The sequence below is a fragment of the Stenotrophomonas sp. JAI102 genome (assembly GCF_013409105.1).
Classification (GTDB): Bacteria; Pseudomonadota; Gammaproteobacteria; order Xanthomonadales; family Xanthomonadaceae; genus Stenotrophomonas; species Stenotrophomonas maltophilia_AA.
Genome location: NZ_JACCCI010000002.1, coordinates 273,998 through 300,074, shown reverse-complemented (window position 1 = coordinate 300,074; position 26,077 = coordinate 273,998). Strand labels below are relative to the sequence as shown.

The 26,077-nt window shown below is 67.1% G+C and carries 31 protein-coding genes and 2 tRNA genes; 12 read left to right on the top strand and 21 right to left on the bottom strand.

All coding sequences use genetic code 11. The annotated features are described in order from the left end of the window. The first annotated feature begins 20 nt into the window (after window positions 1-20). The gene (locus HDC96_RS09995) at window positions 21-383 is read left to right on the top strand and encodes a CD225/dispanin family protein (protein ID WP_179459862.1); all 363 of its coding nucleotides are present in this window, start codon (window positions 21-23) and stop codon (window positions 381-383) included. Next, window positions 383-802 (top strand): DUF2752 domain-containing protein, encoded by a 420-nt coding sequence (locus HDC96_RS09990; RefSeq protein ID WP_179459861.1) that lies wholly within the window; start codon window positions 383-385, stop codon window positions 800-802. The genes HDC96_RS09995 and HDC96_RS09990 overlap by 1 nt, the downstream gene beginning before the upstream one ends. A 9-nt stretch (window positions 803-811) precedes the next feature. Here the strand turns inward: HDC96_RS09990 and ampE are convergent, their stop codons facing one another. From ampE to HDC96_RS09965, 5 genes are all read right to left on the bottom strand, one after another. Beyond that, complete coding sequence (gene ampE / locus HDC96_RS09985; RefSeq protein ID WP_179459860.1) at window positions 812-1,705, bottom strand: regulatory signaling modulator protein AmpE; 894 nt, start codon at window positions 1,703-1,705, stop codon at window positions 812-814. 120 nt (window positions 1,706-1,825) lie between these two features. Further along, on the bottom strand, window positions 1,826-2,731 hold the full coding sequence (gene nudC / locus HDC96_RS09980; RefSeq protein WP_176987974.1) for an NAD(+) diphosphatase: 906 nt from the start codon (window positions 2,729-2,731) through the stop codon (window positions 1,826-1,828). 68 nt (window positions 2,732-2,799) lie between these two features. After that, entirely contained in the window at window positions 2,800-3,189 is a 390-nt protein-coding gene (erpA, locus tag HDC96_RS09975; RefSeq protein WP_019185327.1) for an iron-sulfur cluster insertion protein ErpA, read from the bottom strand. A 37-nt stretch (window positions 3,190-3,226) separates the two neighbouring features. Next, entirely contained in the window at window positions 3,227-3,694 is a 468-nt protein-coding gene (locus tag HDC96_RS09970) for a polymer-forming cytoskeletal protein (RefSeq protein WP_179459859.1), read from the bottom strand. Between the two features lie 4 nt (window positions 3,695-3,698). Then, a complete protein-coding gene (locus tag HDC96_RS09965) occupies window positions 3,699-4,448 on the bottom strand; it encodes a DUF6776 family protein (protein ID WP_179459858.1) in 750 nt (249 codons plus the stop codon). 181 nt (window positions 4,449-4,629) lie between these two features. Here HDC96_RS09965 and HDC96_RS09960 point away from each other — a divergent pair, with 181 nt between their 5' ends. From HDC96_RS09960 to HDC96_RS09950, 3 genes are read left to right on the top strand one after another with little or no spacing between them, the layout of a single operon-like run. Continuing rightward, window positions 4,630-5,256: a DUF4126 domain-containing protein gene (locus HDC96_RS09960; RefSeq protein WP_179459857.1), complete on the top strand. Its 627-nt coding sequence runs from the start codon at window positions 4,630-4,632 to the stop codon at window positions 5,254-5,256. A gap of 57 nt (window positions 5,257-5,313) precedes the next feature. Then, window positions 5,314-7,173, top strand: a complete 1,860-nt coding sequence (locus tag HDC96_RS09955) for an EAL domain-containing response regulator (RefSeq protein ID WP_179459856.1) — start codon at window positions 5,314-5,316, stop codon at window positions 7,171-7,173. 2 nt (window positions 7,174-7,175) lie between these two features. Then, complete coding sequence (locus HDC96_RS09950) at window positions 7,176-9,506, top strand: ATP-binding protein (RefSeq protein WP_257018685.1); 2,331 nt, start codon at window positions 7,176-7,178, stop codon at window positions 9,504-9,506. A 1-nt stretch (window position 9,507) separates the two neighbouring features. Here HDC96_RS09950 and bfr read toward each other — a convergent pair whose 3' ends face one another. The 3 genes from bfr to HDC96_RS09935 all read right to left on the bottom strand — a co-directional run bounded on the left by bfr (window position 9,508) and on the right by HDC96_RS09935 (window position 11,052). Further along, on the bottom strand, window positions 9,508-9,978 hold the full coding sequence (gene bfr, locus HDC96_RS09945; RefSeq protein ID WP_179459855.1) for a bacterioferritin: 471 nt from the start codon (window positions 9,976-9,978) through the stop codon (window positions 9,508-9,510). 117 nt (window positions 9,979-10,095) lie between these two features. After that, window positions 10,096-10,302, bottom strand: coding sequence for a (2Fe-2S)-binding protein (locus tag HDC96_RS09940; RefSeq protein WP_179459854.1), 207 nt, complete (start codon window positions 10,300-10,302; stop codon window positions 10,096-10,098). Window positions 10,303-10,419: 117 nt separating this feature from the next. Next, a complete protein-coding gene (locus HDC96_RS09935) occupies window positions 10,420-11,052 on the bottom strand; it encodes an RNA pyrophosphohydrolase (protein WP_179459853.1) in 633 nt (210 codons plus the stop codon). 121 nt (window positions 11,053-11,173) lie between these two features. Between HDC96_RS09935 and HDC96_RS09930 the strand changes: the two genes are divergently transcribed. Both HDC96_RS09930 and HDC96_RS09925 read left to right on the top strand, forming a co-directional pair. Then, window positions 11,174-11,250: transfer RNA gene (locus HDC96_RS09930), tRNA-Met, on the top strand. Window positions 11,251-11,299: 49 nt separating this feature from the next. Beyond that, window positions 11,300-11,374: transfer RNA gene (locus HDC96_RS09925), tRNA-Gln, on the top strand. 405 nt (window positions 11,375-11,779) lie between these two features. On the opposite strand, the gene rpsI is transcribed toward HDC96_RS09925, so the two are convergent. Beyond that, window positions 11,780-12,172, bottom strand: coding sequence for a 30S ribosomal protein S9 (gene rpsI / locus HDC96_RS09920; RefSeq protein ID WP_019185318.1), 393 nt, complete (start codon window positions 12,170-12,172; stop codon window positions 11,780-11,782). Between the two features lie 2 nt (window positions 12,173-12,174). Then, complete coding sequence (gene rplM, locus HDC96_RS09915; RefSeq protein WP_038685795.1) at window positions 12,175-12,603, bottom strand: 50S ribosomal protein L13; 429 nt, start codon at window positions 12,601-12,603, stop codon at window positions 12,175-12,177. A 180-nt stretch (window positions 12,604-12,783) separates the two neighbouring features. Here rplM and coq7 point away from each other — a divergent pair, with 180 nt between their 5' ends. Beyond that, window positions 12,784-13,428, top strand: a complete 645-nt coding sequence (gene coq7 / locus HDC96_RS09910; protein WP_179459852.1) for a 2-polyprenyl-3-methyl-6-methoxy-1,4-benzoquinone monooxygenase — start codon at window positions 12,784-12,786, stop codon at window positions 13,426-13,428. Between the two features lie 124 nt (window positions 13,429-13,552). Here coq7 and sugE read toward each other — a convergent pair whose 3' ends face one another. Together sugE and speD are read right to left on the bottom strand one after the other, a co-directional pair. Next, window positions 13,553-13,870 carry a quaternary ammonium compound efflux SMR transporter SugE gene (sugE, locus tag HDC96_RS09905; RefSeq protein WP_179459851.1) on the bottom strand — a complete coding sequence of 106 codons (318 nt, stop codon included), beginning with the start codon at window positions 13,868-13,870 and terminating at the stop codon, window positions 13,553-13,555. Window positions 13,871-14,040: 170 nt separating this feature from the next. Then, complete coding sequence (gene speD, locus HDC96_RS09900; RefSeq protein ID WP_019185315.1) at window positions 14,041-14,835, bottom strand: adenosylmethionine decarboxylase; 795 nt, start codon at window positions 14,833-14,835, stop codon at window positions 14,041-14,043. Between the two features lie 170 nt (window positions 14,836-15,005). Here speD and crp point away from each other — a divergent pair, with 170 nt between their 5' ends. Together crp and HDC96_RS09890 are read left to right on the top strand one after the other, a co-directional pair. Continuing rightward, window positions 15,006-15,671, top strand: coding sequence for a cAMP-activated global transcriptional regulator CRP (gene crp / locus HDC96_RS09895; protein ID WP_088433580.1), 666 nt, complete (start codon window positions 15,006-15,008; stop codon window positions 15,669-15,671). A gap of 125 nt (window positions 15,672-15,796) precedes the next feature. Beyond that, window positions 15,797-16,558 (top strand): sulfite exporter TauE/SafE family protein, encoded by a 762-nt coding sequence (locus HDC96_RS09890; RefSeq protein ID WP_179459850.1) that lies wholly within the window; start codon window positions 15,797-15,799, stop codon window positions 16,556-16,558. Window positions 16,559-16,606: 48 nt separating this feature from the next. Here HDC96_RS09890 and HDC96_RS09885 read toward each other — a convergent pair whose 3' ends face one another. The 9 genes from HDC96_RS09885 to HDC96_RS09845 form a co-directional block, all read right to left on the bottom strand. Continuing rightward, window positions 16,607-17,323: a haloacid dehalogenase-like hydrolase gene (locus HDC96_RS09885; protein ID WP_179459849.1), complete on the bottom strand. Its 717-nt coding sequence runs from the start codon at window positions 17,321-17,323 to the stop codon at window positions 16,607-16,609. Then, entirely contained in the window at window positions 17,320-18,114 is a 795-nt protein-coding gene (gene trpC, locus HDC96_RS09880) for an indole-3-glycerol phosphate synthase TrpC (protein WP_179459848.1), read from the bottom strand. Before trpC ends, HDC96_RS09885 begins: the two co-directional genes overlap by 4 nt. A 63-nt stretch (window positions 18,115-18,177) precedes the next feature. Further along, entirely contained in the window at window positions 18,178-19,215 is a 1,038-nt protein-coding gene (trpD, locus tag HDC96_RS09875) for an anthranilate phosphoribosyltransferase (protein WP_179459847.1), read from the bottom strand. A gap of 32 nt (window positions 19,216-19,247) precedes the next feature. Continuing rightward, window positions 19,248-19,826 carry an aminodeoxychorismate/anthranilate synthase component II gene (locus HDC96_RS09870; protein ID WP_070472319.1) on the bottom strand — a complete coding sequence of 193 codons (579 nt, stop codon included), beginning with the start codon at window positions 19,824-19,826 and terminating at the stop codon, window positions 19,248-19,250. A 75-nt stretch (window positions 19,827-19,901) separates the two neighbouring features. Next, on the bottom strand, window positions 19,902-21,377 hold the full coding sequence (trpE, locus tag HDC96_RS09865; protein ID WP_179459846.1) for an anthranilate synthase component I: 1,476 nt from the start codon (window positions 21,375-21,377) through the stop codon (window positions 19,902-19,904). Window positions 21,378-21,544: 167 nt separating this feature from the next. After that, complete coding sequence (gene yegS / locus HDC96_RS09860; RefSeq protein ID WP_179459845.1) at window positions 21,545-22,477, bottom strand: lipid kinase YegS; 933 nt, start codon at window positions 22,475-22,477, stop codon at window positions 21,545-21,547. Between the two features lie 191 nt (window positions 22,478-22,668). After that, window positions 22,669-23,151: a GNAT family N-acetyltransferase gene (locus HDC96_RS09855; RefSeq protein WP_179459844.1), complete on the bottom strand. Its 483-nt coding sequence runs from the start codon at window positions 23,149-23,151 to the stop codon at window positions 22,669-22,671. 12 nt (window positions 23,152-23,163) lie between these two features. Next, window positions 23,164-23,841, bottom strand: a complete 678-nt coding sequence (gene rpe, locus HDC96_RS09850) for a ribulose-phosphate 3-epimerase (protein WP_070426117.1) — start codon at window positions 23,839-23,841, stop codon at window positions 23,164-23,166. 41 nt (window positions 23,842-23,882) lie between these two features. Beyond that, on the bottom strand, window positions 23,883-24,212 hold the full coding sequence (locus tag HDC96_RS09845; protein ID WP_123730837.1) for a DnaJ domain-containing protein: 330 nt from the start codon (window positions 24,210-24,212) through the stop codon (window positions 23,883-23,885). A gap of 143 nt (window positions 24,213-24,355) precedes the next feature. Between HDC96_RS09845 and HDC96_RS09840 the strand changes: the two genes are divergently transcribed. Further along, window positions 24,356-25,282, top strand: coding sequence for a phosphoribosylaminoimidazolesuccinocarboxamide synthase (locus HDC96_RS09840; protein WP_179459843.1), 927 nt, complete (start codon window positions 24,356-24,358; stop codon window positions 25,280-25,282). Between the two features lie 138 nt (window positions 25,283-25,420). Next, on the top strand, window positions 25,421-25,906 hold the full coding sequence (locus HDC96_RS09835) for an Mpo1-like protein (protein ID WP_176987957.1): 486 nt from the start codon (window positions 25,421-25,423) through the stop codon (window positions 25,904-25,906). Window positions 25,907-26,077 lie beyond the last annotated feature (171 nt).

Here is a 26,077-nt window from a genome sequence, read left to right as displayed (position 1 = left end):
AAGCAAATGGAGCTTCGCTGATGAATGCCACCGCCGCCCCCCTGCCGCCCGCCCCGGGCAGCGTTCCGAATCACCTGATCTGGTCGATCGTCGTCACCATCCTGGCGTTCTTCGTGTGCTGCCTGTCGTGCCTGAGCTTCCCGGGCATCGTTACCGGCGTGGTCGCGATCGTGTTCGCCAGCAAGGTCAACGGCCTGCTCAACCAGGGTGACCTGGAAGGCGCGCGTCGTGCTTCCAAGAACGCCAAGATCTGGGCGTGGGTCACCACCGGCTTCCTGATCGCCGGCGTGGTGCTGTTCGTGATCTCGCTCGCCTTCATGGGCGTGGACGGTTACATGGAGCAGATGCAGCAGTTCCAGCAGCAGATCGAAAGCAACAGCTGATGCCTGCGCTGCACGGCAAGCGCTGGTTGCTGGCGTTGCTGCCACCGGCCGCAGTGGCGGCCGGTGCGGGGTTCTGGGTGCTGCGGCACTACGACCCCAACAGCGCCAGCAGTCCGTTCCCGCCGTGCAGCTTTCTGGCGGTCACCGGCTATTACTGCATCGGCTGTGGGCTGACGCGTGCCCTGCACGCGCTGGCCCATGGCGATGTGGTCACCGCGTTCTCGATGAATCCCCTGGCCATGCTGATGCTGGCCATCGCCCCGCTGGTGATCGGTTGGACACTGGGCTGGCGGCCACGCGCGCTGCAGCCGTTGATCATGCTGCTGATGAAGCCCGCCTTCTGGCTGATCCTGCTGCCCGCGTACTGGATCGCACGCAACCTGCCGTGGGTCCCCTTTACCTGGTTGGCGCCGGGCTGACCGGTACGGCTAGGTGACCCAGCCAGCGATCACCAGCAGCGCCAGCACCGCCATCCACAGCAGCAACATGCGCCACACCAGGCTCATCGCATCGCGCAGTTCCGGCAGGCGACGCCACACCGGCACCATGCCCGCATCGCTGTAATCGTGCGCATCCTCGCGCAGTTCGGCACTCACGCTTGCCCGCGCGACCGCGCCGAGGAAATGTGTGGAGGCCGACCACTGGTTGCCATGCGCCTCGCGCCAGGCCTTGAAGGCCGTATCGAAATTGCCGACCAGCGCCATCGACACCGACATCAGCTGCGCCACCGGCCACTCCAGCCAGGACAGCACCACGCGCGCACCGGCAACCGTCTCCACGCTGGCCAGCGACCGCATCGGGCCCACCGAGAGCAGCGCCAGCAGGCGATACAGCAGCGCGCCGACCGGGCCCAGCAGCAGGAACCAGAACAGCACCGCGAACCAGCGTCGCAGCGCGTTGAGCACGGTGGCTTCGACCAGCGAGGGCACGTCTTCGTGCAGGCTGCCACCGGCCGACTGCAGCTGCGTGATCGCGAGGTGGCGCGCGTGGGCGTCATCGGCATCGATCACCGCCTCGACATCGCGGTCCAGATCGCGCGGGCCCCAGCACATCACCAGCACCAGCACCCCCAGCAACAGCGAAGGCAGGCCGTAGATGCGGTCATCGAACAGCCACTGGAGCAGGCCCAGCACGGCCACGAACGGCAGCACCGCCAGCCAGGCGCCCTTGCGGCCGCGCCAGGCCCCGTCCTCGGCGGCATGCCGATCCAGCCACTGCAGCCAGCGCCGATAGAGGCCGAAGCGCCGCAGCGCGACGGCCGCGCCCGGCGCGACATGGCCCAGGGCCAAGGCAACCAGCACGGCGACCAGGGTGGTGAACATGTAAGCCTCCGGCTCGGGACGTGGAACGCGCCGCTACTATGCCTTGCGGCCCGGCAATTCCCCGGGCCGTTGGTAATGTACCGCGCCGCGTGTTCAGCCTGCGGCAACGGCAGGCGACGGTCAGGCGACCTGCTGCTGGTACCAGTGCTCGATCAGGCTGCGCGAGATCGAGATCGGCGGGGACAGGCGGATGCCTTCGCCGTCGTCTTCGACATCCCGGGCCAGCGCCGCGCCCACTTCCTCGGCGGTGAACCAGCGTGCATCTTCCAGCTCCCCGTTCACGGTCGGCACGTCGTCTTCGGCCGTGGCGGCGAAGCCCAGCATCAGTGCGCCGGGGAACGGCCACGGCTGGGTGCCCAAGTAGCGGCACTCGCGCACGCGCACCCGGCTCTCTTCGAAGACCTCACGGACCACCGTCTGCTCCAGCGATTCGCCGGGTTCCACGAAACCGGCCAGCACCGAATACCGGCGCGGGGCCCAGTTGGCCTGGCGGCCGAGCAGCAGCCTGCCCTGGTTCTCCACGGCGACGATCACCGCCGGATCCACGCGCGGGTAGTGCTCGGTGGCGCACTGGCTGCAGCGGCCGACGAAGCCGCTGCGGCTGAAGGTCACCGCGCCGCCGCATACCCCGCAGAAGCGCGTGCGCGACTGCCAGTAGGACATGCCGCGGGCATAACAGAAGGCGGTGGAATCGGCGATGGACCAGGTGGCGGCGGACTGGCGCAGGTCGACCCGCTGCGGCGCCGTCACCGACAGCCCGGCGGCCTCCATCGAGAACCATGCCTGCTCGCCGCGCAGGCCGAGGAAGATCGCGGTGCCCGGGCCACCGCCCAGATCGGCGCCGGTCAGTGGCAGCGGCTGACCGTCATCGCCGGCCAGGGCCGTGCCATCCTGATCGAGTATCAGTACGCGCGCGTCCGGCCACAGCCGCGACAACGCATCGGCGTCATCGCGCAGGGTATCGGCGCGCTCCAGCGGCTCGCTGACGAAGGCGAAACCGGAAAGCTGCGAAGAGAAATTTGACATCGCAAGAGCCTGCCCACATTCGGCGGGACTGGCAAGCGGCAACCGGCATTGCGCCGGTTGCGCGCGCATCACATGCTGAAACTGCTGCCGCAGCCGCAGGTGGTCTTCGCGTTCGGATTGCGGATCACGAACTGCGCGCCGGTCAGGCTTTCGGTGTAATCGACCTCGGCGCCCATCAGGTACTGCAGGCTCAGCGGATCCACCAGCAGGGTGACGCCGGCGGTATCCACGGCCAGATCGTCCTCGGCCCGGTTCTCATCGAACTCGAAGCCGTACTGGAAGCCGGAACAGCCACCGCCTTCGATGTAGACGCGCAGGGCGAGGGCAGCGTTGCCCTCATCCTGGATCAGCTCCTTGACCTTGGCCGCGGCGGCCTCGGTGAAGTTCAGCGGACGGTCCAGGGACTGGTAGTTCGGCGCGGCGGCGGGTGCGCCGGGCAGGGAAACAAGCGTGCTCATGCCCCCAGCATGGGGCCGCATGAGCACGCTTTCAAGTTCAGGCCATCGCCTCGGCCAGCTTCTTGCGGGCGGCGGTGTCCTTGTCCTTGCCCTTGCCCTCGTCCGCTTCCCCGGACGGCGGCGGCAGGGCCATCTGCGCCGAGCTGTGGATCAGGCGGCCGGTCAGCTGGGCGCCGGCGTGCATTTCCACCATCTGGTAGTGGATGTTGCCCGTCACCCGGGCGCTCGGGGTCAGCTCGACCCGCTCGGTGGCATGCACGTCTCCGTCCAGGCGGCCGCTGATGACCACGACCTGGGCGCGGATCTCGCCCTCGATGGCGCCGTGCTCGGCCACCGTCAGGGTGGCGTTGCTGGCGCCGTCCTGGGCGATCACCTTGCCCAGGATGGTGCCTTCCACGTACAGGCCACCACTGAATTCCACGTCCCCGCGGATCACCACCTGCGCGCCGATCAGCGCGTCCACGACCAGATGTCCGTCGCGGTTGGACTTGTTGCTGCCAAACATGGGCTTACTCCCCTTCTTTTGCCGATGCCGCCGGTGCTCCGGCCTGCTTCCAATCGAATACCTGGGTGGCGCCCCCCGCGCCCGATCCCAGCGTGACCCGCACACGTTGCGGGGTGAAGCCTTGCGGCAGCATCACACTGCCGGTGAGCTGCTGGAAGTACCGGAAGGAATAGTCCTGGCCCGGCACCTTGGTGCGCTGGTGCAGCTCGTCCCAGCTGACCGAGGTCAGCTTGCCGTCCTTGACCCCCTCCACCGTGAAGCGCATCTGCCCCTGGCTGATCGCCCCGCGGTTCAGGTTCTGGGTCAGCACCACGGCGTACTGCCAGGTGCCGCCCGTTTCCGGCGAGAATTCCACCGAATGGGTGTTCAGGCCCTTGCGCTGGCTGGTCGCACCGACCAGCCGCTCGTAGAAGGCCACGTCGGCGCGCAGGCCGGCGATCTCTTCGTCGCGCTCGCCCAGCGACGTCTGGACCTCGTTGTTGGCGGCGCGGCTGATGCGGTCGGAAGCCTGCAGGGTCGCCTGGCGCTGCTGCAGTTCGATGAGCTGCTGCTGGAGGCGCTCGTTGCGGGTCTCGGCCGCCTTGAGCTGGGTGCCGACGTCGCCGCCGGGCGAGCCCAGCCAGGCGCCGAGCAGCACGGCCAGGACCAGCGACAACAGCCACGCTCCGCCCAGCACCAGCAGGCGCTTGCGGTCCTGCACGGGCGGCATGCCCGGCCGGCGGATCTGGATGCGGGAAGGTGCGGGTTTATTCATGGCAGTCCTGGGCGACCGCGCCTGCGGGCGCTGTCGCAACGGCCCCTGTCTGGAACGACGCGCTAGTGTAAGTCAGGGAAAAGGCCTTGTCCGCGCAGGTCCGGGATCGGGGCAGTGGCGTTCATGGACGTCATCCCCGATAGTGTGCGCCTGTGCACATTCTGCAGCCGGAGCGCGTGCCATGACCGAAGCCCACCTGTTCGTGATCGGCATCCTGCTGGCCTGGCTGGCCGGGATCCGCGTGTACCTCACCGTGTTCGGCGTCGGCCTGGCCGGGCTGCTCGGCTGGGTCGACCTGCCCCCTGCGCTGCAGGCCACGGAATCGTGGTGGGTGCTGGGCACCTCGGCCGCACTGGCCATCGCCGAGTTCTTCGCCGACAAGATTCCCGGGGTCGATTCGGCCTGGGACCTGGTCCAGACCCTGGCCCGGGTACCGGCCGGTGCGTTCCTGGCCGCCGCGACGCTCTCGCCCACGGGTGAGCTCAGCGGCACCGCGCTGGTTGCCGGGGCCGGCGTCGCGCTGGCCAGCCATGGGCTTAAATCCGGCACCCGCGCCCTGCTCAACACCTCGCCCGAACCGGCCAGCAACTGGATGGCCTCTGCGGCGGAGGACACCGTGGTGGTCGGCGGCCTGGCGCTCGCGCTGGCGCACCCCTGGCTGGCCCTGATCCTGGTGGTGGCGTGCAGCCTGATCGGCGCGCTGATCGTGTGGATGATCTGGCGGACGCTGTGGAAAGGCATGCGCTGGCTGATGCGTCAGGCCGACGGCGGCCAGGCGCAGGTCAAACCGGGAACCCTGCCACGGTAATGCGCGCCCTGCCTGTGGGCGTTCATCGCATAATTGCGGCGCAGACTGGGAGTACTGATGGCCGTTCACGACAACGTTGTTGCCTCCGCCCGCGCCGTGTGCGCTGAAACGCCGCCGGCCGACCACTGGCAGCGCTGGCAGAGCCCGCCCTCGCCCGCCCCCGCGGCCCACAGCAATGTCGTCGCGTTCACGCCGGCCCCGGCCAGCCCGCCGCCCCTGCTGCCGCCGCTGCACGCCGGGACCGGCACCCTGCCGCCGCCGGGCATCGACGCTCCGTACCGCGTGCTGATCGTCGAAGACGACCGTTCGCAGGCCCTGTTCGCGCAGAGCGTGCTGCACGGTGCCGGCATGGAGGCACTGGTGCACGGCGATGCCGAGGGCGTGCAGCAGGCGATCGCCGAGCATCGGCCGGACCTGATCCTCATGGATCTGCACCTGCCCGGGCTGGATGGCATGCGCCTGACCGCGCTGATCCGCCAGCAACCCGGCCAGCAGCTGCTGCCGATCGTGTTCCTCAGTGGCGACCCGGATCCGGAGCGTCAATTCGAAGTGCTCGACAGCGGCGCCGATGATTTCCTCAGCAAGCCGATCCGCCCGCGCCATCTGATCGCGGCGGTCTCCAACCGGATCCGCCGCGCACGCGCACAGGCAGCCTCGCAGGCGGGCACGGATGGGGCGCCGGCCATCAACAACCCGGAAACGGGGCTGCCGACCCGCCACCACGTGATGCAGCAGCTCGGCGCGTCGCTCAACCATCGCGATCGCGGCGGCCTGTTTTTCATCGAGATCGCCAGCGCGCTCGGCCTGCGCGAGCGCTATGGCTATGCCGCGTTCGAACGGCTGATGGCCCAGGCCGGCCAGCGCCTGGCCGACGCCGCGCGGCCGCATCTGCTGGCGCGCCTGAACGACAACAGCTTCCTGGTGCTGGCCCGCGATGTCGACGAGGACACGCTGGATGCGATGGCGCATGCGCTGCGCGAGCAGCTCTCCTCGCGCGCCTTCGTGATCCGCGATGACGAATCGGTGCACCTGCGCGGCGTGGTCGGCCATGCCCAGCTCTCGCCGGGCTTCCCCGATGCGGGCAGCGCGCTGGAAGCAGTCGAGCGCACCACGCTGCAGGCCCGCCTGCTCACCGCCGGCGTGGCCGCCTATGTGCGCCGCGAAGACGTGGCTGCGCAGGAGCACCTGGCCCTGCTCGAAGGCCAACTGGAACTGGCCTACCAGCCGATCGTGGCCGTCGCCGGCGGCAACACCGCGCAGTACCAGGTGCTGCTCCGCCTGCGGCAGGCCGATGGCAGCGTGCTGGCCGCCGGCCAGGTGATCCCCGCGGCCGAAGCAACCGGGCGCATCGCCGATCTGGACCAGCAGGTGCTGGACCACGCGCTGGGTCTGCTGGATCTGTATCGACACGCTGCGCACCCCCTGCACCTGTTCGTCTCGCAGTCGCTGCGCACGCTGGCCCGCGATGCCTTCGGCGACTGGCTGCTGGAATCGCTGGCGAGCCGGCAGATCGATGGCAGCGCGCTGGTCATCGATGTGCGCCTGCCCGATGCGCTGATCCACACCGTCACCCTGCAGCAGTTCTGCACGCGCATGCATGCGGCCGGCGTGCGCTTCTGCCTGAGCCAGTTCGAGCCGGGCGATGAAGCCAACGCGCTGATGGCGCAACTGCCGCTGGCGTATGTCCGCATGGCCGCGCGCTTCTCCAACAGCCACACCAACCAGCAGACCCGCGACGAGCTGCGCGCGGCGATCGACCGGGCGCACCGCGCCGGGCTGCGCATCATCGGCCAGCAGATCGAGGATCCGCAGGCCGCGGCGGCGATGTGGATCGGCGGGGTCGATTTCATCCAGGGCAACATGGTCCAGTCCGCCGGCAGCGAACTGAACTTCGACTTCCAGAATTCGGTGCTCTGAGCATGGGACGCCACGGACGGCCACCCCACTCGCCCACACCGGCCTCGCTCTGGATCAGCGCCGCGGCGGCCGCCGTGTGTGCCACTGCCGCGGTGATGGCGCGCATCGGTGCCAATGGGCCGTGGATCGACATTGCCGCCGGCACCGGCGTGCTGGCACTGATCGCCGGCCTCCAGGCGGTACGCCGCTGGCGTGAAGCGCAGGACCCGCTGGAGCTGCTGCAGCGGCGCAATGAGGCGTTAGTGCTCGAGCGCGATCAGCTGCAGCAGCGCCGGCAGCAGCAGAACCAGCTCGAACAGGAACTGATCACCGCCAAGCAGGCCGCCGAAGCCGCCGCGCTGGCCAAGGGGGAGTTCCTGGCGACGATGAGCCACGAGATCCGCACGCCGCTCAACGGCATCCTGCCGATGCTCGACCTGATCGCACGCGGACAGCTCGGCAGCGACCAGCGGCAGATGCTGCAGACCGCCGCGACCAGCTCGCAGCAGCTGCTGCGCATCGTCGATGACATCCTCGATTACTCCCGGCTGGAGGCCAAGGGCCTGAACCTGGAGATCACCACCTTCAACCTGCGCGAGCTGCTCGAAGGCCTCGTGCAGTTGATGCAGCGCGCCGCCGATCCCAAGGGCCTGCAACTCTCGCTCGAGCTGGACCCGGCGGTACGCCTGTCGGTCCGGGGCGACCCGGTGCGGCTGCGCCAGGTGCTGAGCAACCTGCTGGTCAACGCGATCAAGTTCACCGAGCGTGGCCAGATCCGGCTGCGCGTGCAGCGCCAGGGCGAGACCAACGCACAGCACCAGCTGCGCTTCGAGATCGCCGACAGTGGCATCGGCATCGACGACGCGCTGCAGGCGCGCCTGTTCCAGTCCTTCAGCCAGGCCGACGCCTCGACCACGCGCCTGTATGGCGGTACCGGGCTCGGCCTGGCGATCTGCAAGCGCATCATCGACCTGATGCAGGGTCGCATCGGCGTGCATTCCACGCCCGGGCACGGGGCCACGTTCTGGTTCGAGATTCCCCTGCTCAAGGTGATCGGCGACCTGCCGGCGATCGGCAACCTGCGCCGCGCCCTGCTGATCACGCGCGACCCGGTGCTGGCCCAGCGCATCGAGCGGGTGACCCAGCACCATGACCTGCGCCTGCATACGGTGGAGACCAGCGCCGAGGCGATCGATGTCCTGCGCGCGCCGCAGCGGCGCGGCATCGATCCGGTCCTGGCCTGGGTGATCGCAGACACCGATGGCCTGCGTCTTGGCACCCAGGTACTGCAGAACGCGGTGGCCGGCAATGACCGGCATCCCGAGGCGAAGCTGCTGTGGCTGTATGGCGATGAGGCGCCCGCGCCCGAAGCGCTTGGCCCGGGACCGGCGCTGTCGCGGCTGGCGCCCGAGAGCGAGCTGCACGCGATGCTGCGCCCGGTGGTGGCCAGTGCGCGCCCGGCCGCGCTGCTGGCCGAAGTGGAATATGCGGGCTCGCCCACCGCGCTGCCCCAGTTCCCGTTGCGGTTGCTGCTGGTCGAGGACAACAGCGTCAACCTGCTGGTCGCACAGCGCCTGCTGCAGGTGCTCGGCTGCGAGGTGGAGACCGCCACGCAGGGCGAGCAGGCACTGGAGGCGCTGCACGCCCGGCCGTTCGATGTGGTGCTGATGGATTGCCAGATGCCGGTGCTGGATGGCTATGCGGCCACCCGCCGCTGGCGCGCACATGAGGCCGCGCAGGGCATGGCGCGCCTGCCGATCGTCGCGATGACCGCCAATGCGATGGCCGGCGACCGCGAGCGCTGCCTGCAGGCCGGCATGGACGACTATCTTTCCAAACCGATCAACCGCGAAACGCTGCAGGCGGTGCTGGCGCGCTGGGGCTGTGCGATGGCCGACGACGCGATGGCCGACGACACGGCCCGCGTGTCCCCGGCTCCGGCGCCGCAGGGCGCGGACGCGTCCGCACCGCCTCCCGCGCGCGACGCGTCACCCGCCCCGGTGCTCGACCAGGACGTGCTCGACGAACTGCTGGAGGTGATCGGTCCGGATACCGCGCGCATCATCGGTGTGTTCCTCGATGACACCCCGCCCTTGATCCGGCAGCTGCAGGACGCCTCGGTCGCGGCGGACCTGGACCAGCTGCGTGCGTTGGCGCACAGCCTGAAGTCAGCCAGTGCGAATGTGGGTGCGATGGCCTTGTCGGCCGCGGCCTGGCGGATCGAGCACGATGCCCGTGCCGGCACGCTGGAGCGCCCCGCCGTGGCGGTGGCGCTGTTGATCGCCGAGTTCGCGCGTGCACGGATCGCGCTGGCCGGCTATCACGCCCGCCTGCGCGCCCCGCTGCAGGGCTGACTCAGTCGTCGATCTTGGTCAGCAGGTAGTTCGGTTCGCCGATGCGCTTGATCAGGTCCAGCTGGGTTTCCAGCCAGTCGATGTGCTCTTCCTCGGACTCGAGGATTTTCACGAACAGCTGGCGGCTGACGTAATCACCGATCGAATCGGCATACGCCACGGCCTCGCGCAGCGTGACCACGCCATCGCGTTCCAGGCTGAGGTCGCACTGCAGGATCTCGGCCGGGTTCTCGCCGATGCGCAGCTTGCCCAGGGCCTGGAAGTTCGGCAGGCCTTCGAGGAAGAGGATGCGGTCGGACAGGATGTCCGCATGCTTCATCTCTTCGATCGATTCCTTGTACTCGTGATCGGCGAGTTCCTTCAGGCCCCAGTTCTTCAGCATCTTGGCGTGCAGGAAGTACTGGTTGATCGCGGTCAGCTCGTTGTAGAGGACCTTGTTGAGGAATTCGATGACTTTGGCGTCGCCCTTCATGAGCGTGCTCCTGCTGCGTGGAATCGCGGGCACTGTAGCGCGTCGCGCGCAGGCATGAAGGAACGCGAATCGTGCTCAGTTGCGCGTATGCGACTTAGCAAGACGCGGGGAGCGATCTCAGGCGGCTTGCAGGCCCAGGACGGGCAGCGGCAGATCGTGGGTGGTGCTGAATTTGGCCAGCAGGTCCGCCGCCATGTCCAGGCAGGACCCGCAGGTGGCGCCGCAGCCGGTGCGCATCGTCAGCTCGGACACGCTCACGACACCGCTCTGCGCGGCTTCGCGGATCTGGTGGTCGGTCACCCCGTTGCAGATGCAGACGTACACGTGCGGACTCGGCAGGCAGGCCCGGATTGGCCTGCTGCTATTCCAATGGAAACGCGAATGGTTGTCAATTTCGAACCTGAATCATTCTCGATACGGTTCAGGGCCGCCGCAGATCGCTCAGACCGCGCCCGGCTCGCCCTTGGCCTTGCTGCGCGGCCAGTAACCGCCACCCCGCTTGGGCGTGGTGCGTTTGCGCGGCCGGTCGTGACCGGCGGCATTGCCCGGCATCCAGGCCTCCTGGGCGGACTTGGGCATCGATTCCACCCCCGTCCCGGCCACCCCCCGCGCCAGCGGCGCCAGATGGCGCAGGGCGCGCGCGTAGACGCCCCGCTTGAACATCACCACATGTTCCACCGGGTACCAGAAATCGACCCAGCGCCACTGGTCGAACTCCGGGCTGTCGGTATGGTCCAGGGTGACGTGGGATTCGTCCCCGGCCAGCCGGAGCAGGAACCACACCTGCTTCTGGCCGATACAGACCTGCCGTTCATTGCGGCGGATGGCCCGTGCCGGCAGCCGATAGCGAAGCCAACCCGGCGTCGCCCCGAGCACTTCAACGTGCTCCGGCAACAACCCGGTTTCTTCCTGCAACTCGCGATACATGGCTTCGACAGGCGTCTCGTCGGTGTTCATGCCGCCCTGCGGGAACTGCCAGCCATCCCGGCGCACACGTCGTGCCCAGAAAACCTGCCCATCCTGCCGCATCAGCACAATACCGACGTTCGGTCGATAGCCGTCCGGATCGATCACGATGCGGACTCCTAGAAAAATCTACTGATCGGGACTGTGCCACGCCCGGTGTCCACTCACAAGCGCGGTGAAAAAGTGTTGACAGATTCCGAATACATCTCCAGAATTGCCGGCTCCCTGAGGCTATGTAGCTCAGCCGGTTAGAGCACAGCACTCATAATGCTGGGGTCGGTGGTTCGAGTCCACCCATAGCCACCAAGTCCGCTTGGTTTTTCAGGGAGAAAGTGCAATAATTGCACGCACATTTTGCCCCGTCGCCAAGCGGTAAGGCACCTGACTCTGACTCAGGCATTCGGTGGTTCGAATCCATCCGGGGCAGCCAAACAAAACAAAAGGCCTGATCGAAAGATCAGGCCTTTTGTTTTGTTTGGGCGGCTGACTGGGCGCAGCGCGCCCAGTGCCCCAACCTTGCAAAGCAAGGTTGGGGCCAGCCTTCTTTGCCTCCACATCCCCGCGCCTGCCGGCGCGCCCCCTTGGACTCCAAGGGGGCTGTTTCACCAGTAAGAGGATGGGGGGCTGCCAGCTACCGCATGCAATGGGCATGGCGGCCACCGTCCCAGCCGACCAGCGGTCGGCGCTACCGCCACCGGTGGCAACACCGATCCGACGGCCAGGTCATCCGCACAGGTGAAACCCGTATCGCGGAAACGACAAAAGCCCGGCCGAAGCCGGGCTTTTGCGTACCTCCCAGCGGAATCCCGAAGGATCCCACGCCAGGCGCGATGGATCAGCGCTTGGAGAACTGGGTGGCGCGACGTGCCTTGTGCAGGCCGACCTTCTTACGCTCGACTTCACGGGCGTCACGGGTCATGAAGCCAGCCTTGCGCAGCTCGGACTTCAGGGTTTCGTCGTATTCGATCAGCGCGCGGGCGATGCCCAGACGGATCGCACCGGCCTGACCCGTGGTACCACCGCCAGCGGCGGTGACCATGATGTCGAAGGTTTCGGTGTTCTTGGTCAGTTCCAGCGGCTGACGCACGATCATGCGCGCAGTCTCACGGCCAAAGAACTCGTCCAGCGGACGGCCATTGACGGTGATGTTGCCGGCGCCCTTGCGCAGGAACACGCGGGCGGTGGAGGACTTGCGGCGGCCGGTGCCGTAGTTTTGCGTGATAGCCATGATTAGATATCCAGAACCTGAGGCTGCTGAGCGGCGTGCGGGTGCTCGGAACCCGAGTACACCTTGAGCTTGCGGTACATGGCGCGGCCCAGCGGGCCCTTCGGCAGCATGCCCTTGACGGCGGTCTCGATGACACGCTCCGGATGGCGCTCAAGCGCCTGGGCCAGAGTTTCGGTCTTCAGGTTGCCGATGTAGCCAGTGAAACGGTGATACAGCTTGTCCTGCAGCTTGTTGCCGGTGACGACAATCTTTTCTGCATTGATGACAACCAGGTAATCACCGGTATCAACGTGAGGGGTGTAAACCGGCTTGTGCTTGCCGCGCAGACGGCGGGCCAGCTCGGTGGACAGACGGCCCAGCGTCTTGCCGGATGCGTCGACGAGATACCAGTCGCGCTGGACGGTCTCGGACTTTGCAGTGAAAGTGCTCATGAAAGAACTCTAGTAGGTCGGGCTCATTACGGCGCAGTACGGCCGGAACTCTGCCACGCGTTGTGAAGAGGCGGGATTGTACTGGCCATGCCCACCACATGCAAGTTGACCGGATCCCGGCTTGGCACGCCGGTCCGCGGGGGCGAGAATCGACAGTCCCCCGCCGCGACACCGCCTGCCATGACCGCGCTCCGCCAGATCACGCCGCTCGACCACCTGCTGACCGAAGCCCAGCGGGCCCTGGATACCGTGTTCGGCAACCCGCCGGCCAGCCGCCCCTACCCCGCCGAGGCCACCCCGGACGTGCAGATGGCCGACCCCGAGCGCCGCCACGCGGCCGGGCTGATGCGCATCAACCATGTCGGCGAGGTCTGCGCCCAGGGCCTGTACTTCGGCCAGGCCGCGGTCGCCCGCGAGCCCGAAACCCGTGCCCACCTGCTCGATGCCGCCCAGGAAGAGACCGACCACCTGGCCTGGTGCGCCCAGCGCCTGCGCGAACTGGACAGCCGCCCCAGCCTGTTCAACCCGATCTGGTATGCCGGCAGTTACACCATCGGCAGCCTGGCCGGCCTGCGTGGCGACGGCTGGAACCTGGGCTTCGTGGTCGAGACCGAGCGCCAGGTCGAAGCGCATCTGGATGAACACCTGGACACCCTGCCCCCGGCCGACCTGCGCAGCCGGGAGGTGATCAAGGTGATGAAGATCGACGAGGCCCGCCACGCGGACCACGCCGAGCATGCCGGCGCCCGGAAGCTGCCCGCACCGATTCCGTCGGTGATGGCGCTGGCCTCCAAGGTCATGAAGACCATCGCGTACCGGTTGTAACGGCGTATCGACCAACGTGTAACGGCGTATCGACCAACGGTCGATACCTACCGGAACGGCGCGCGCGGCATGGGTTGCGGGCCGGCTTGCCACCGGTAGCGCCCGACCGTTGGTCGGGCGACGATCAGGCAGAGACCAGCTTCAGGCCGATCACGCCGGCCACGATCAGGCCGATGCAGGCCAGCCGCGATGGCGAGGCGCTGTCGCCGAACAGGGCGATGCCCAGCATCGCGACGCCGAGTGCACCGATGCCGGTCCAGATCGCATAGGCGGTGCCGACCGGGATGGATTTCATCGCCTGGCTCATCAGGTACAGGCTGACCAGCGCGGCGGCGACGGTGGCCAGGGTGGGAAGCGGCTTGCTGAAGCCATCGGAGTACTTCATTCCGATGGCGAAGCCGATCTCGAACAGGCCGGCGAGCAGTAGATAGATCCAGGGCATGGGGGATTCCTTGGGTTAACAAAAGCAAAACGGCCCGGTGTCTTCACACCGGACCGTCGTCGGTAGCTGCCGTGAAACCGGGTTTTGCGCAAACACTGGTTCCACAGGGCGGGCCGTCCCGCCTGGACGAGGCCGCCCGGGCAGCGCCCGGGACGACATCGCAACGTGCCTTACTCGGCCAGATTGCGCCCATGGAACAGCTCTTCGATCTCACGACGCAGCAGCGCCTCGATCTTCATGCGTTCCTTGAACGACAGGTTCTTGGCCTTCTCTTCGAACAGGTACTGATCCAGGTCGAAGTCCTTCAGGTGCATCTTCGTGTGGAAGATGTTTTCCTGGTAGACATTGACGTCGAACATCTCGTAACGCGACTTGATGTTCTTGGCCAGGAAGTTCTGGATCGAGTTGATCTTGTGGTCGATGTAGTGCTTCTTGCCCTTCACGTCACGGGTGAAGCCACGCACGCGGTAATCCATGATCACGATGTCCGATTCCAGACTCTCGATCAGGTAGTTCAGCGCTTTCAGCGGGGAAATCACGCCACAGGTGGCCACATCGATGTCCGCGCGGAACGTCGCGATGCCCTCCTGCGGATGGGTTTCTGGGTACGTATGGACCGTGATGTGGCTCTTGTCCATGTGCGCGACCACGGCGTCGGAGATCAACTCCTTGCCGGCCTGCTTCTTGTCGATCACCGGCTCTTCCGAGATCAGGATCGTCACCGAGGCACCCTGGGGGTCGTAGTCCTGGCGGGCCACGTTCAGGATGTTCGCGCCGATGATCTCGGCAACGTCGGTCAGGATCTGAGTCAGCCTATCGGCGTTGTACTCTTCATCAATATATTCGATGTAACGCTGGCGCTCCTCTTCGGTGCGGGCGTAACAGACGTCATAGATGTTGAAGCTCAGCGCCTTGGTGAGGTTGTTGAAACCTTGCAACCTCAGGCGAGGCAACGGCTTGACCACGGCGGTCGATCCTGTGTGTGGTGGGAAAGAAGCAAGTATGGGGCAAAGTGATCGGTGGCGAAACTTGCATTGAAACGAATACCTGTGCTCGGTTTGCCCTTAACAATTCGGATCGTTAAGCTCGCGGCACATAGCCGTGAATTCTTCATGAGCAATCGGAGCGCCTCAACGTGTCAACTGTGCGCCTTGCCACAAGCCCATTGGCCCTGGATATCGCAACAATCGATCGCTTTCTGGCCCACAGCCATCGCCGCCGTTACCCCGCCCGCACGGACGTGTTCCGTCCAGGCGATCCGGCCGGCACCCTCTACTACGTGATCAGTGGCTCAGTCTCAATAATGGCTGAGGAAGATGACGATCGTGAGCTGGTGCTGGGCTACTTCGGGTCGGGCGAGTTCGTCGGCGAGATGGGGCTGTTCGTCGAATCGGACCGCCGCGAGGTGATCCTGCGCACCCGTACCCCCTGCGAGCTGGCCGAGATCAGCTACGAGCGCCTGCACCAGCTGTTCCTGGGGCCGCTTTCGGCCGATGCCCCGCGCCTGCTCTATTCGATCGGCCAGCAGCTTTCCAAGCGCCTGCTCGACACCAGCAGGAAAGCCAGCCGCCTGGCCTTCCTGGATGTCACCGACCGCATCGTGCGCACCCTGCATGACCTGTCGCGCGAGCCGGAGGCGATGAGCCACCCGCAGGGCACCCAGCTGCGCGTCTCGCGCCAGGAACTGGCCCGGCTGGTCGGCTGCTCGCGTGAAATGGCCGGCCGCGTGCTTAAGAAGCTGCAGACCGACGGGCAGCTGCATGCCCGCGGCAAGACCGTCGTGCTGTACGGCACCCGCTGATCCTGCCCGCGTAGTGCCGGCCGCTGGCCGGCAACCACGCAAATCCACACCGATGCCCGTCGACATGGACGAGGTTGCCGGCCAGCGACCGGCACTACCTGCCCATTTACCGCTAGGCTGTTCGCATGGAACTTGGCAGCGAATTCTATTGGTTCATCCTGATCGGCCTCGGCGCGCAGCTGGTCGACGGCGCGCTGGGCATGGCCTTCGGGCTGGTGTCCTCCTCGGTCCTGCTCAGCATGGGCCTGCCGCCGGCGGCGGTCAGCGCCAGCATCCATACCGCTGAAGTCTTCACCACCGGCGCCTCCGGGGTCTCGCACCTGGTCGCCGGCAACGTGGACCGTCGCCTGTTCCTGCGTCTGGCCCTGCCCGGCGCGGTCGGCGGCGTGGTCGGCGCCTACGTGCTGACCCAGCTGCCCGGTGACGTGATCCGCCCCTTCATCTATATGTATCTGCTGGTGCTGGCGATCTTCATCCTGCTGCGCGCGGCCGGACGGATGCTGCCCGCCCGCGAAGTGAAGCGCGTCCCGCTGCTGGGATTCGTGGCCGGCCTGCTGGATGCCAGCGGCGGCGGCGGCTGGGGTCCGGTGGCGACCTCCACCCTGCTCGCCCGCGGCGGCCAGGCGCGCACCACCATCGGCACGGTCAATGCGGCCGAGTTCGTGGTGACGCTGGCAGTATCGATCACCTTCCTGCTGACCATGGGCGTGCAGTACCTGAACATCGTGGCCGGCCTGATGATCGGCGGCATGATGGCCGCGCCGGTGGCCGCGATCCTGGTCAAAAAGGTCAGGGAACGCTGGGTGCTGGTCGCCGTGGGCGTGCTGGTGCTCGGTATCAGCCTGTTCCAGATCGGCCACGCGGTCGTGCAGTGGCGCGCAGGCTGAGCCGGACGCGACACCTTTTCAGCCCTTCCCGGGTGTTTCAGCGCCGGATCAGACCGGATCGCCGGCCCGGTCGACACAGCCCCAGTTGAGCACGGGGGTGCCCGGCGGCAGCACCTGGCGGAAATACGCCACGCGCGAAGCCTTCGGATTGACCACGACCGGTGCGGCAGCGGCCAGCAGCAACGGCAGGTCGGCGCTGCTGTCGGAGTAGGCGACATCGATCTCGCCATAGCCGCGCTCGCGCAGCATCCGCATCTTTTCTTCGTTGTGGCAATGGCGGGTGGCGATGACCGCGCCCAGCAACGGGCCGACCTCGCTGCCGATCACCGGCACGCCCTGATGGGCGACAAAGGCCAGGATCGCGCGGGCCAGCTCCGGTGGGGCGCCGGTGGCGACCACGACGCGGTCGCCGGCGGCACGATGCCGGGCGAAGACCTCCAGCGCGACCGGCAGCAGCCGGCGGCGGATGTCGGCCTCGTGCTTGAGCACGTAGCGGTCGATCACCTTGTTGAACTCGCGCGCCCGGTGCAGGCCGAACGTGGCGATCCAGACGTAGCCGGAGATGCCGCGGCGGCGGGTCGGCAGGAACGCCACCAGCGGGCCGAGCAGCGGCGTGGCGACCAGGGCGGTCAGCAGCCGCAGCGGGTTGCGCTTGATCAGCCAGGCGAACAGATGGCTGCCGGAATCGCCGTCATACAGGGTGTGATCGAAGTCGAAGACCACCAGCGGGGCGTCGTCGCGCGGCGTTGGATAGATCGCTGTCATGCGCTGAAGAATAGCTGACGCAGGCCCTCGCCGGGCTCTTCCACGCGCATGAAGGCCTCGCCGACCAGGAAGGCGTTGACCCCCGCCTCGCGCATCACGGTGACATCGGCCGGGCCGAGGATGCCGCTTTCGGTGACCAGCAGGCGGTCGCGCGGAACGGCCTGGCGCATGTCCAGCGTGGTCTGCAGCGACACCTCGAAGGTGCGCAGGTTGCGGTTGTTGATGCCGATCAGCGGCACCGGCACCTGGATGGCGCGCTCGAGCTCGTCGATGTCGTGCACTTCGACCAGCACGTCCATGCCCAGCTGCATGGCCAGGTCGGACAGCTCGGCCAGCTGGCGATCGTCCAGCGCAGCCACGATCAGCAGGATGCAGTCGGCGCCGAGCACGCGCGCTTCGTACACCTGGTAGGCATCGATCACGAAGTCCTTGCGCAGCACCGGCAGCGTGCAGGCTTCATGGGCCTGCTGCAGGTAGGCGTCGCTGCCCTGGAAGAAATCCACGTCGGTCAGCACCGACAGGCAGCTGGCGCCACCGAACTCGTAACTCACCGCGATGTCGGCCGGATGGAAGTCCGGACGGATCACGCCCTTGGACGGGCTGGCCTTCTTGATCTCGGCGATCACGGCCGGGTTGCCGGCGGCGATCGAGGCACGCAGCGCGTCGGCGAAGCCACGCACCGGCGGGGCCTGCTCCACGCGCGCGATCAGCGCCTCCAGCGGCACCTGGGCACGGCGTGCGGCGACTTCTTCGGCCTTGCGGGCCAGGATGGTATCGAGGATGTCGCTCATGTCATTGGGGTCCTGGAGACCGGCCATTATCGGCCAGCCCCGCTGAATTCAGAAAACGCAGGCTCAGACGGCCCCGCGGATACGGCGGGTGGCGGCCACGTACTGCTCCATCCGCGAACGCGCACTGCCATCGGCCAGCACCGCACGGGCGCGGGCCAGGCCATCGGCGATGCTGTCGGCGACACCGGCCACGTACAGCGCCGCGCCGGCATTCAGCGCCACGATGTCCAGCGCGGGGCCGGGCTGGTTGTCGAGCACGCCACGCAGCATCGCGATGGATTCTTCCGGACCGTCGACCTTGAGGTTGCGGCTGGCCGACATCGCGATGCCGAAGTCTTCCGGATGGATCTCGTACTCGCGCACCTTGCCGTCGCGCAGCTCGCCGACCAGGGTACCGGCGCCAAGCGAGATCTCGTCCATGTTGTCGCGACCCCACACCACCAGCGCGCGCTCGGCGCCGAGTTCGCGCAGCACGCGCGCCTGGATGCCGACCAGATCGGAATGGAACACGCCCATCAGCACATTGGTCGCACCGACCGGATTGGTCAGCGGGCCGAGGATGTTGAAGATCGTGCGCACCCCCATCTCGCGGCGCACCGGCGCGACGACCTTCATCGCCGGATGGTGCATCGGCGCGAACATGAAGCCGATGCCGGTTTCGGTGATCGCGCGTGCGACCTCGTCCGGACGCAGATCGATGACCGCGCCCAGCGCCTCGACCGCGTCGGCACTGCCGGACTTGGAGGAGACACTGCGGTTGCCATGCTTGGCCACCTTGGCGCCGGCCGCGGAGACCACGAACATCGCGCAGGTGGAGATGTTGAAGGTGTGCGAACCATCCCCGCCTGTGCCGACGATATCCACCAGATGCGTCTTGTCCTCGACCGGTACCGCGAGGGCGAGCTCGCGCATCACGGTGGCGGCACCGGCGATTTCGCCGATGGTTTCCTTCTTGACCCGCAGGCCGGTCAGGATCGCGGCGGTCATCACCGGCGACACTTCACCGCGCATGATCTGCCGCATCAGGTCGACCATTTCGTCGAAGAAGATTTCGCGGTGCTCGATGGTGCGCTGCAGGGCTTCCTGGGGGGAGAAGGTCATGCGGGGTCCTTTGTGATGCAGGTGCGGCGCGCTCAGCGCTGCAGGAAGTTCTTCAGCAGGGCGTGGCCATGCTCGGTGAGGATCGACTCGGGGTGGAACTGCACGCCCTCGACCGGATGCTCGCGATGGCGCAGGCCCATGATCTCTTCGATCGAGCCGTCCTCGTTCTCGGTCCAGGCGGTCATCTCCAGGCACGCCGGCAACGTGGTCTTGTCGACCACCAGCGAGTGGTAGCGCGTGGCCTGGTAGCGGTCCGGCAGGCCGGCGAACACGCCCTTGCCTTCATGGCGGATCGGCGAGGTCTTGCCGTGCATGATGTTGGTGGCGCGGATGACATCGCCGCCGTACACCTGGCCGATGCTCTGGTGGCCCAGGCACACGCCCAGGATCGGCGTGGTCGGGCCGAGCCGACGGATCAGCTCCAGCGACACGCCCGCTTCATTCGGCGTGCACGGGCCGGGCGAGATCACGATGCGCTCGGGCGCGAGCGCGGCGATCTCATCGACGCTCAACGCGTCATTGCGCACCACCTTCACCTCGGCGCCCAGCGTCTGCAGGTACTGCACGAGGTTGTAGGTGAAGCTGTCGTAGTTGTCGAGCATCAACAACATGGTCAGGATCCGTCTTGAAAGGGGAAGTGGCGTGCACGAGGGCGTGCACGGGTCAGGCAGTGCGGCCGGATGCCGTTACAGGCCCTTGGCCGCCTGCGCAACGGCACGGAACAGCGCGCGGCCCTTGTTCATCGTCTCGTCCCATTCCTTGCCCGGGTCTGAGTCGTAGACGATGCCGGCGCCGGCCTGCACGTGCAGGCGGCCGTCCTTGATCACCGCGGTACGGATCGCGATCGCGGTATCGGCATCGCCGTGCCAGCCGATGTAACCGATGCTGCCGGCGTAGACGTTGCGCTTGATCGGCTCCAGCTCGCGGATCACTTCCAGCGCGCGGATCTTCGGCGCGCCGCTGACGGTGCCGGCCGGGAACGTTGCGCGCAGCACGTCGGCATAGCTCAGGCCCGGCTGCAGCTGCCCGGTGACTTCGCTGACGATGTGCATGACGTGGCTGTAGCGCTCGATCACGAACTGCTCGCCGACTTCGACCGTGCCCGCCTTGGACACGCGGCCCGCATCGTTGCGGCCGAGATCGATCAGCATCAGGTGCTCGGCGCGTTCCTTGGGGTCTGCCAGCAGTTCGGCTTCCAGTGCGTTGTCTTCTTCCACCGTGGCGCCGCGCGGGCGAGTGCCGGCGATCGGACGCACGGTGACTTCGCCATCCTGGAGGCGTACCAGGATCTCGGGCGAGGAGCCCACGACCTGCACCTCACCGGTGTCGAGGAAATACATGTACGGCGAGGGATTGAGTGCACGCAGTGCGCGGTACACATCCACCGGGCGCGCCTTGAACGGCACGCTCAGGCGCTGGCTCAGCACCACCTGGAAGATGTCGCCGGCGCGGATGTATTCCTTGGATTTATCGACCGCGGCGATGAAGCCTTCGCGGGTGAAGCCGGAGACGAAATCGTTCTCGTCCAGCACGTCACGCGTGATCGGCGCGGGGTAGCCGGCGCCGGGGGCGCGCAGCTTGGCGACCAGCGCATCCAGCTTGGCCTGGGCGTCCTCCCATGCACCGGGCTGACCCGGGTCGGCATGCACGATCAGGTACAGGCGGCCCTTGAGGTTGTCGAACACCGCCAGTTCTTCGGAGTGCAGCAGCAGGATGTCCGGCGTGCCCAGCTCATCGCGGCCACGCGGCGGTGCCAGGCGCGGTTCGATATAGCCGATGCACTCGAAGCCGAACCAGCCGACCAGGCCACCGGTGAAGCCCGGCAGACCGGCCAGCTTCGGCACCGAGTGGGCGCTGCGCAGCGCCTCGACCTCGGTGAACGGGTCGGCGACCTCGCGGGTTTCCACCACCGTGCCGGACTCGCTGATGGTCAGGGCATGGCCGTGGAAGGCATACACCCGGCGTGCCGGCAGGCCGATGATGGAATAGCGCCCGAAGCGTTCGCCGCCCTCGACCGATTCAAACAGATAGGTATGCGGGCCGTCGGCGAGCTTCAGATAGACCGAAAGCGGCGTGTCCAGGTCGGACAGCACTTCACGGACGACGGGGATGCGGGTGTGGCCTTCAGCGGCCTGCTGCTGGAACTGCTCGAACGTGATCAAGACGACTTTCCTTCCGGGAAACGGCGGTGGCGGGACGGACGACGGCAACAGGCCACCATCGCCACCAACGGCGAGCGGAAGAAAGGGTATGCGGGGTCGTCAGAATGGACACCCGGCGACTGTACCGCATTGACGGCACCGGATGGAACCCGGCGCCGCCCGGCGCATCAGCCGCGTGACAGCAGCGGGCTGTCCAGCGCTACATGCAGGTTGACCCGCCCGGGCACGCAGTCGATGCGGAAATGCCGGGCCTGGACCGGCTCGCCATCCAGGTTGAGCGTCAGCGGCAGCTCGGCGTCGATCTCCACCCACGGCGCCTGGACGCGCTCGGCCACCTGCTCCAGCGCGCCGCGCTTGCCACCCTTGACCAGTGCCGCGAGCGTCGACGTCACCTCCCCGCTCAGCTCCGGAATGACCGTGACATCCAACAGTCCGTCATCGATCAGGGCCTCCGGGCACAGCACCTGCCCGCCGCCGGCCTGGCGGCCATTGCCGACGCCGAGCGCGATGAAACCACCGGCCCATTCGAACCCCGGCGCCCGGACCCGTGCCTGGATCGGATCGATCCGCCCGAGCCGCGATATTCCGGTGACCAGATAGGCCAGCCCACCGAGCACTTTCTTCAAGCCCTCATCGGTCTCCACCGTGACCTCGGTGCCGAAGCCGCCACTGGCCACGTTCGCGCACCACCACACCTTGCCATCGGCATCGATGCGCAGCAGATCGACCGGGCGTGCCGGCGCGTCCATGATCAGCTCCAGCGCCGCCAGCGGTGCATCGGGAATCTCGGCCGCCGTGGCGAAATCATTGGCCGTGCCCAACGGCAACAGCCCCAGCGAAGGCAGCGCGTCGGCGGACTCCTCGCGATGCGCCAGCGTCTCGGCCACCTCGCTGAGGGTGCCATCCCCGCCGGCCGCGATGATCGTATCGACCCCGTGCGCGATCGCCTCGGCCACGTAGCGCTCGGCATCGCCCGATTCCCAGGTCACCCGCACCTCCACCTGCACCCCGCGCTCGCGCATCGTCGCCACCGCCTCGCGCACATCCTCATTGCCGGTGGCCTTTCCGTTGAGGATCAAACGCCAATGGGGACGGCTCATGCGGTACTTCCAGGGAGTGGGGAAGCGAAGGCTAGCAGCGGACGGCGTGGCCGCCGGTGAATGTCATCAAAGCGTCACCGATCCCCCGGAGAATGGAAGGCCATAGCAGGGAAGATGGATGGAGGCAGGATCAGCCTCCCGCAGTTCCCAGGGCCGTACCAGCAATGGTGCGGTCTTTTTTTGAAGACAGCTCAGCCTGCGGCAAACGCCCGCAGCGCCTCGCCTTCCATCCGGTACACCGTCCACTCGCTCTGCGGCCTCGCACCGGCGGCTTCGTAGAACTGGATCGCCGGTTCGTTCCAATCCAGCACCGACCACTCGAAACGGCCGCAGTTCCCGGCCACCGCGATCCGCGCGATGTGCTGCAGCAGCGCCTTGCCCGCACCACTGCCGCGATGCTCCGGACTCACGTACAGATCTTCCAGGTAGATCCCGTTGCGGCCCAGCCACGTCGAGTAGTTGTAGAAGTACACCGCATACCCGATCGCCACGCCGTCGGCCTCGCAGATCAGCCCGTGCGCCTTCGCCTCCGGCCCGAACAGGCTCGCGCGGATGCCCGCTTCGTCGGTCTGCACCGACGACTCGGCCTTCTCGTAGATCGCCAGTTCGCGGATGAAACGCAGGATCAGCGCCGCATCGTCAGCGGTGGCCACGCGGATCGTCACGGCAGCCACCGCTCCCATGGCTCAGCCCCGCGCCGCGGCGACGTTGCCGCGCATCTGCGCGATGATGTCCTGGTAGCTCGTCTTCGCATTGAAGATCGCCGAGCCGGCCACGAACGCATCCGCACCGGCCGCCGCGATCGCACCGATGTTGTCGGCCTTTACGCCACCGTCGATCTCCAGGCGGATGTCCTTGCCGCTGGCATCGATCTTCTTGCGGATCGCGCGCACCTTGTCCAGCGCCGACGGAATGAACGCCTGGCCGCCGAAGCCCGGATTGACCGACATCACCAGCACCAGGTCCAGGTCATCGAGCACCCAGTCCAGGATGTCCACCGGCGTGGCCGGATTGAGTACCACGCCCGGCTTGCAGCCCAGCGAACGGATCAGCTGGATCGTACGGTGCACGTGGCGGCTCGCCTCCGGATGGAAGCTGATGTAGGTCGCGCCGGCCTCGGCGAAATCCGGGATGATCCGGTCCACCGGCTCCACCATCAGGTGCACATCGATCGGCGCGGTCACGCCGTGCTTGCGCAGCGCCTGGCAGACCAGCGGGCCGATCGTCAGGTTCGGCACGTAATGGTTGTCCATCACATCGAAATGCACCCAGTCGGCGCCGGCCGCGAGCACGTTGTCCACTTCCTCGCCCAGGCGGGCGAAATCGGCGGACAGGATGGAGGGAGCAATGATGCAATTGGACATGGCCGGGCCTTCAGGATGTTGAAAGGGGGCGCCGCGCGGAATCAGCGCTTGCGCAGGGTCTTGATGCGGTCGTAGGCGGCATTGAGCTGGCGCGACTTGCGCTCGGCCTGCTGGCGCAGCTCCGGCGCTGCGCCGACCACCTTGTCCGGGTGGTACTGGGACATCAGCCGGCGGTAGGCCAGGTCGATCTCGGCATCGGTCGCCTCGGAGGTCAGCCCCAGCTCGCGGTAGGGGTTTTCCCTGTTCAGCCGGAACCAGTCGGCATCGAAGGCATGCCCCAGCAGCAGCCCGACCACGGCCCCGAACAGCGGATTGGGCCTGAACAACAGGGCGCCAGCGATGAATCCGAGCAGTTTTCCGTACCAGCGCATGGTGGTCTGGGCAGCCGAGGCGATAAAGGATCCTCATTTTACGTCACAGCGGGCCCAACCCGCTTTACACTAGGCCGCCCGCTGTCTGTGCGGGCCCTCCGGGTCCCCTGGACAGCTGTCATGACGAAGCCTCAGGAGTGCCCGTGCCGACCACGTTGTTGCAATCCGATCTCCCCGGCCTGCCCTTGCGCCATCGCGGCAAGGTGCGTGATGTTTTCGACATTCCGCGCGACCGGCTCCCCGCCGGCACGCCGCCGGGGGACTACCTGCTGATGGTCGCGACCGACCGTCTGTCAGCCTTCGACGTGGTGCTGCCCGACCCGATTCCCGGCAAGGGCGAGATGCTCTGCCAGGTCTCGAACTTCTGGTTCGCCAAGACCGCGCACCTGATGCCCAACCACCTGACCGGCATCGATGTCGCCAGCGTGCTGCCCGAGGGTGTGGATCCGGCCCTGTACGCCAAGCGCGCCGTGGTCACCCGCAAGCTGAAGCCGGTCCCGGTCGAAGCGATCGCCCGCGGCTACCTGATCGGCAGCGGCTGGAAGGACTACCAGCGCACCGGCAAGATCAGCGGCATCGAGCTGCCCGATGGCCTGCGCCAGGCCGAACAGCTGCCCGAACCGATCTTCACGCCCTCGACCAAGGCCGCCGTCGGCGACCATGACGAGAACATCGATTTCGATGCGATGGTGAAGGCGGTCGGTGCGGACCTGGCCGAGCGCGTGCGCGACGCCACCCTGCGCATCTACGCCTTCGCGGCAGAGTACGCCCGCGAGCGCGGCATCCTCCTGGCCGACACCAAGTTCGAGTTCGGCACCGATGCCGACGGCCGTCTGTACATCATGGACGAGATGCTGACCCCGGATTCCTCGCGTTACTGGCCGGCCGACGAGTACGAGGTGGGCACCAGCCCGCCGAGCTACGACAAGCAGTTCGTCCGCGACTACCTGGAGGCGCTGGACTGGGGCAAGACCGCGCCCGGCCCGAGCATCCCCGCCGAGATCATCGAGCGCACCCGCGCCAAGTACGCCGAGGCGCTGCAGCGCCTGGCCGGCATCTCGGTCGACTGACCCCTGCGCCCCCGGCCGACGTGGCTGGGGGCGTTGCCGGGGGTAGTGCCGGCCGCTGGCCGGCAACCTCACGAACTCGGCTATGCTGCGTTGCCGGCCAGCGGCCGGCACTACCGTTGTCCGAGGAAGCGACGCAGTATGCAGACCGCCACCCAGCTCGCACGCCCGATCGACCGCTACTTCGCGAGCTATTCCGACGATCACCGCAATGTGCTGAACCAGCGCATCCACGTCGTGGCCGTCCCGGCGATCCTGTGGTCGGTGATCGGCCTGCTGTGGTGCCTCCCGCCGTTGATCACCTGGTTCCAGAACGGAATCTGGGCCGGCCTGGCGATGTTCGCCGCCTGGTGTTTCTACAACCGCCTCTCGCGCACGCTGGGCTACGGCATGCTGGCGATCTTCTTCGTCAGCGGCTGCGTGTGCCGCCTGCTGGAAGCCGAGATCGGGCTGGTGAACCTGTTCTGGCTGGCCCTGGGGGTCTTTGCCGTCGCCTGGGTCGCGCAGTTCATCGGGCACAAGCACGAAGGCCGCAAGCCGAGCTTCCTGACCGATCTGGTCTATCTGCTGATCGGCCCACTGTGGGTCCTGGCCAAGGTCTACCGTCGGATGGGTTGGCGCTACTGACCTGTTTTTCCTGAACGAGCGGGCGCGCTCACCGGCACTCCACGCCGGACCGTCCAGCATCGTCCGCAGTGGCCCTTCGAGCGTCGGTCACCGTTCATGTTCGTGCACACCCCGGCCGTCCCGCAGCCCCTGCGACGACTGGTTCCGGACCCGTTTCGGTGGCCTCCGGGC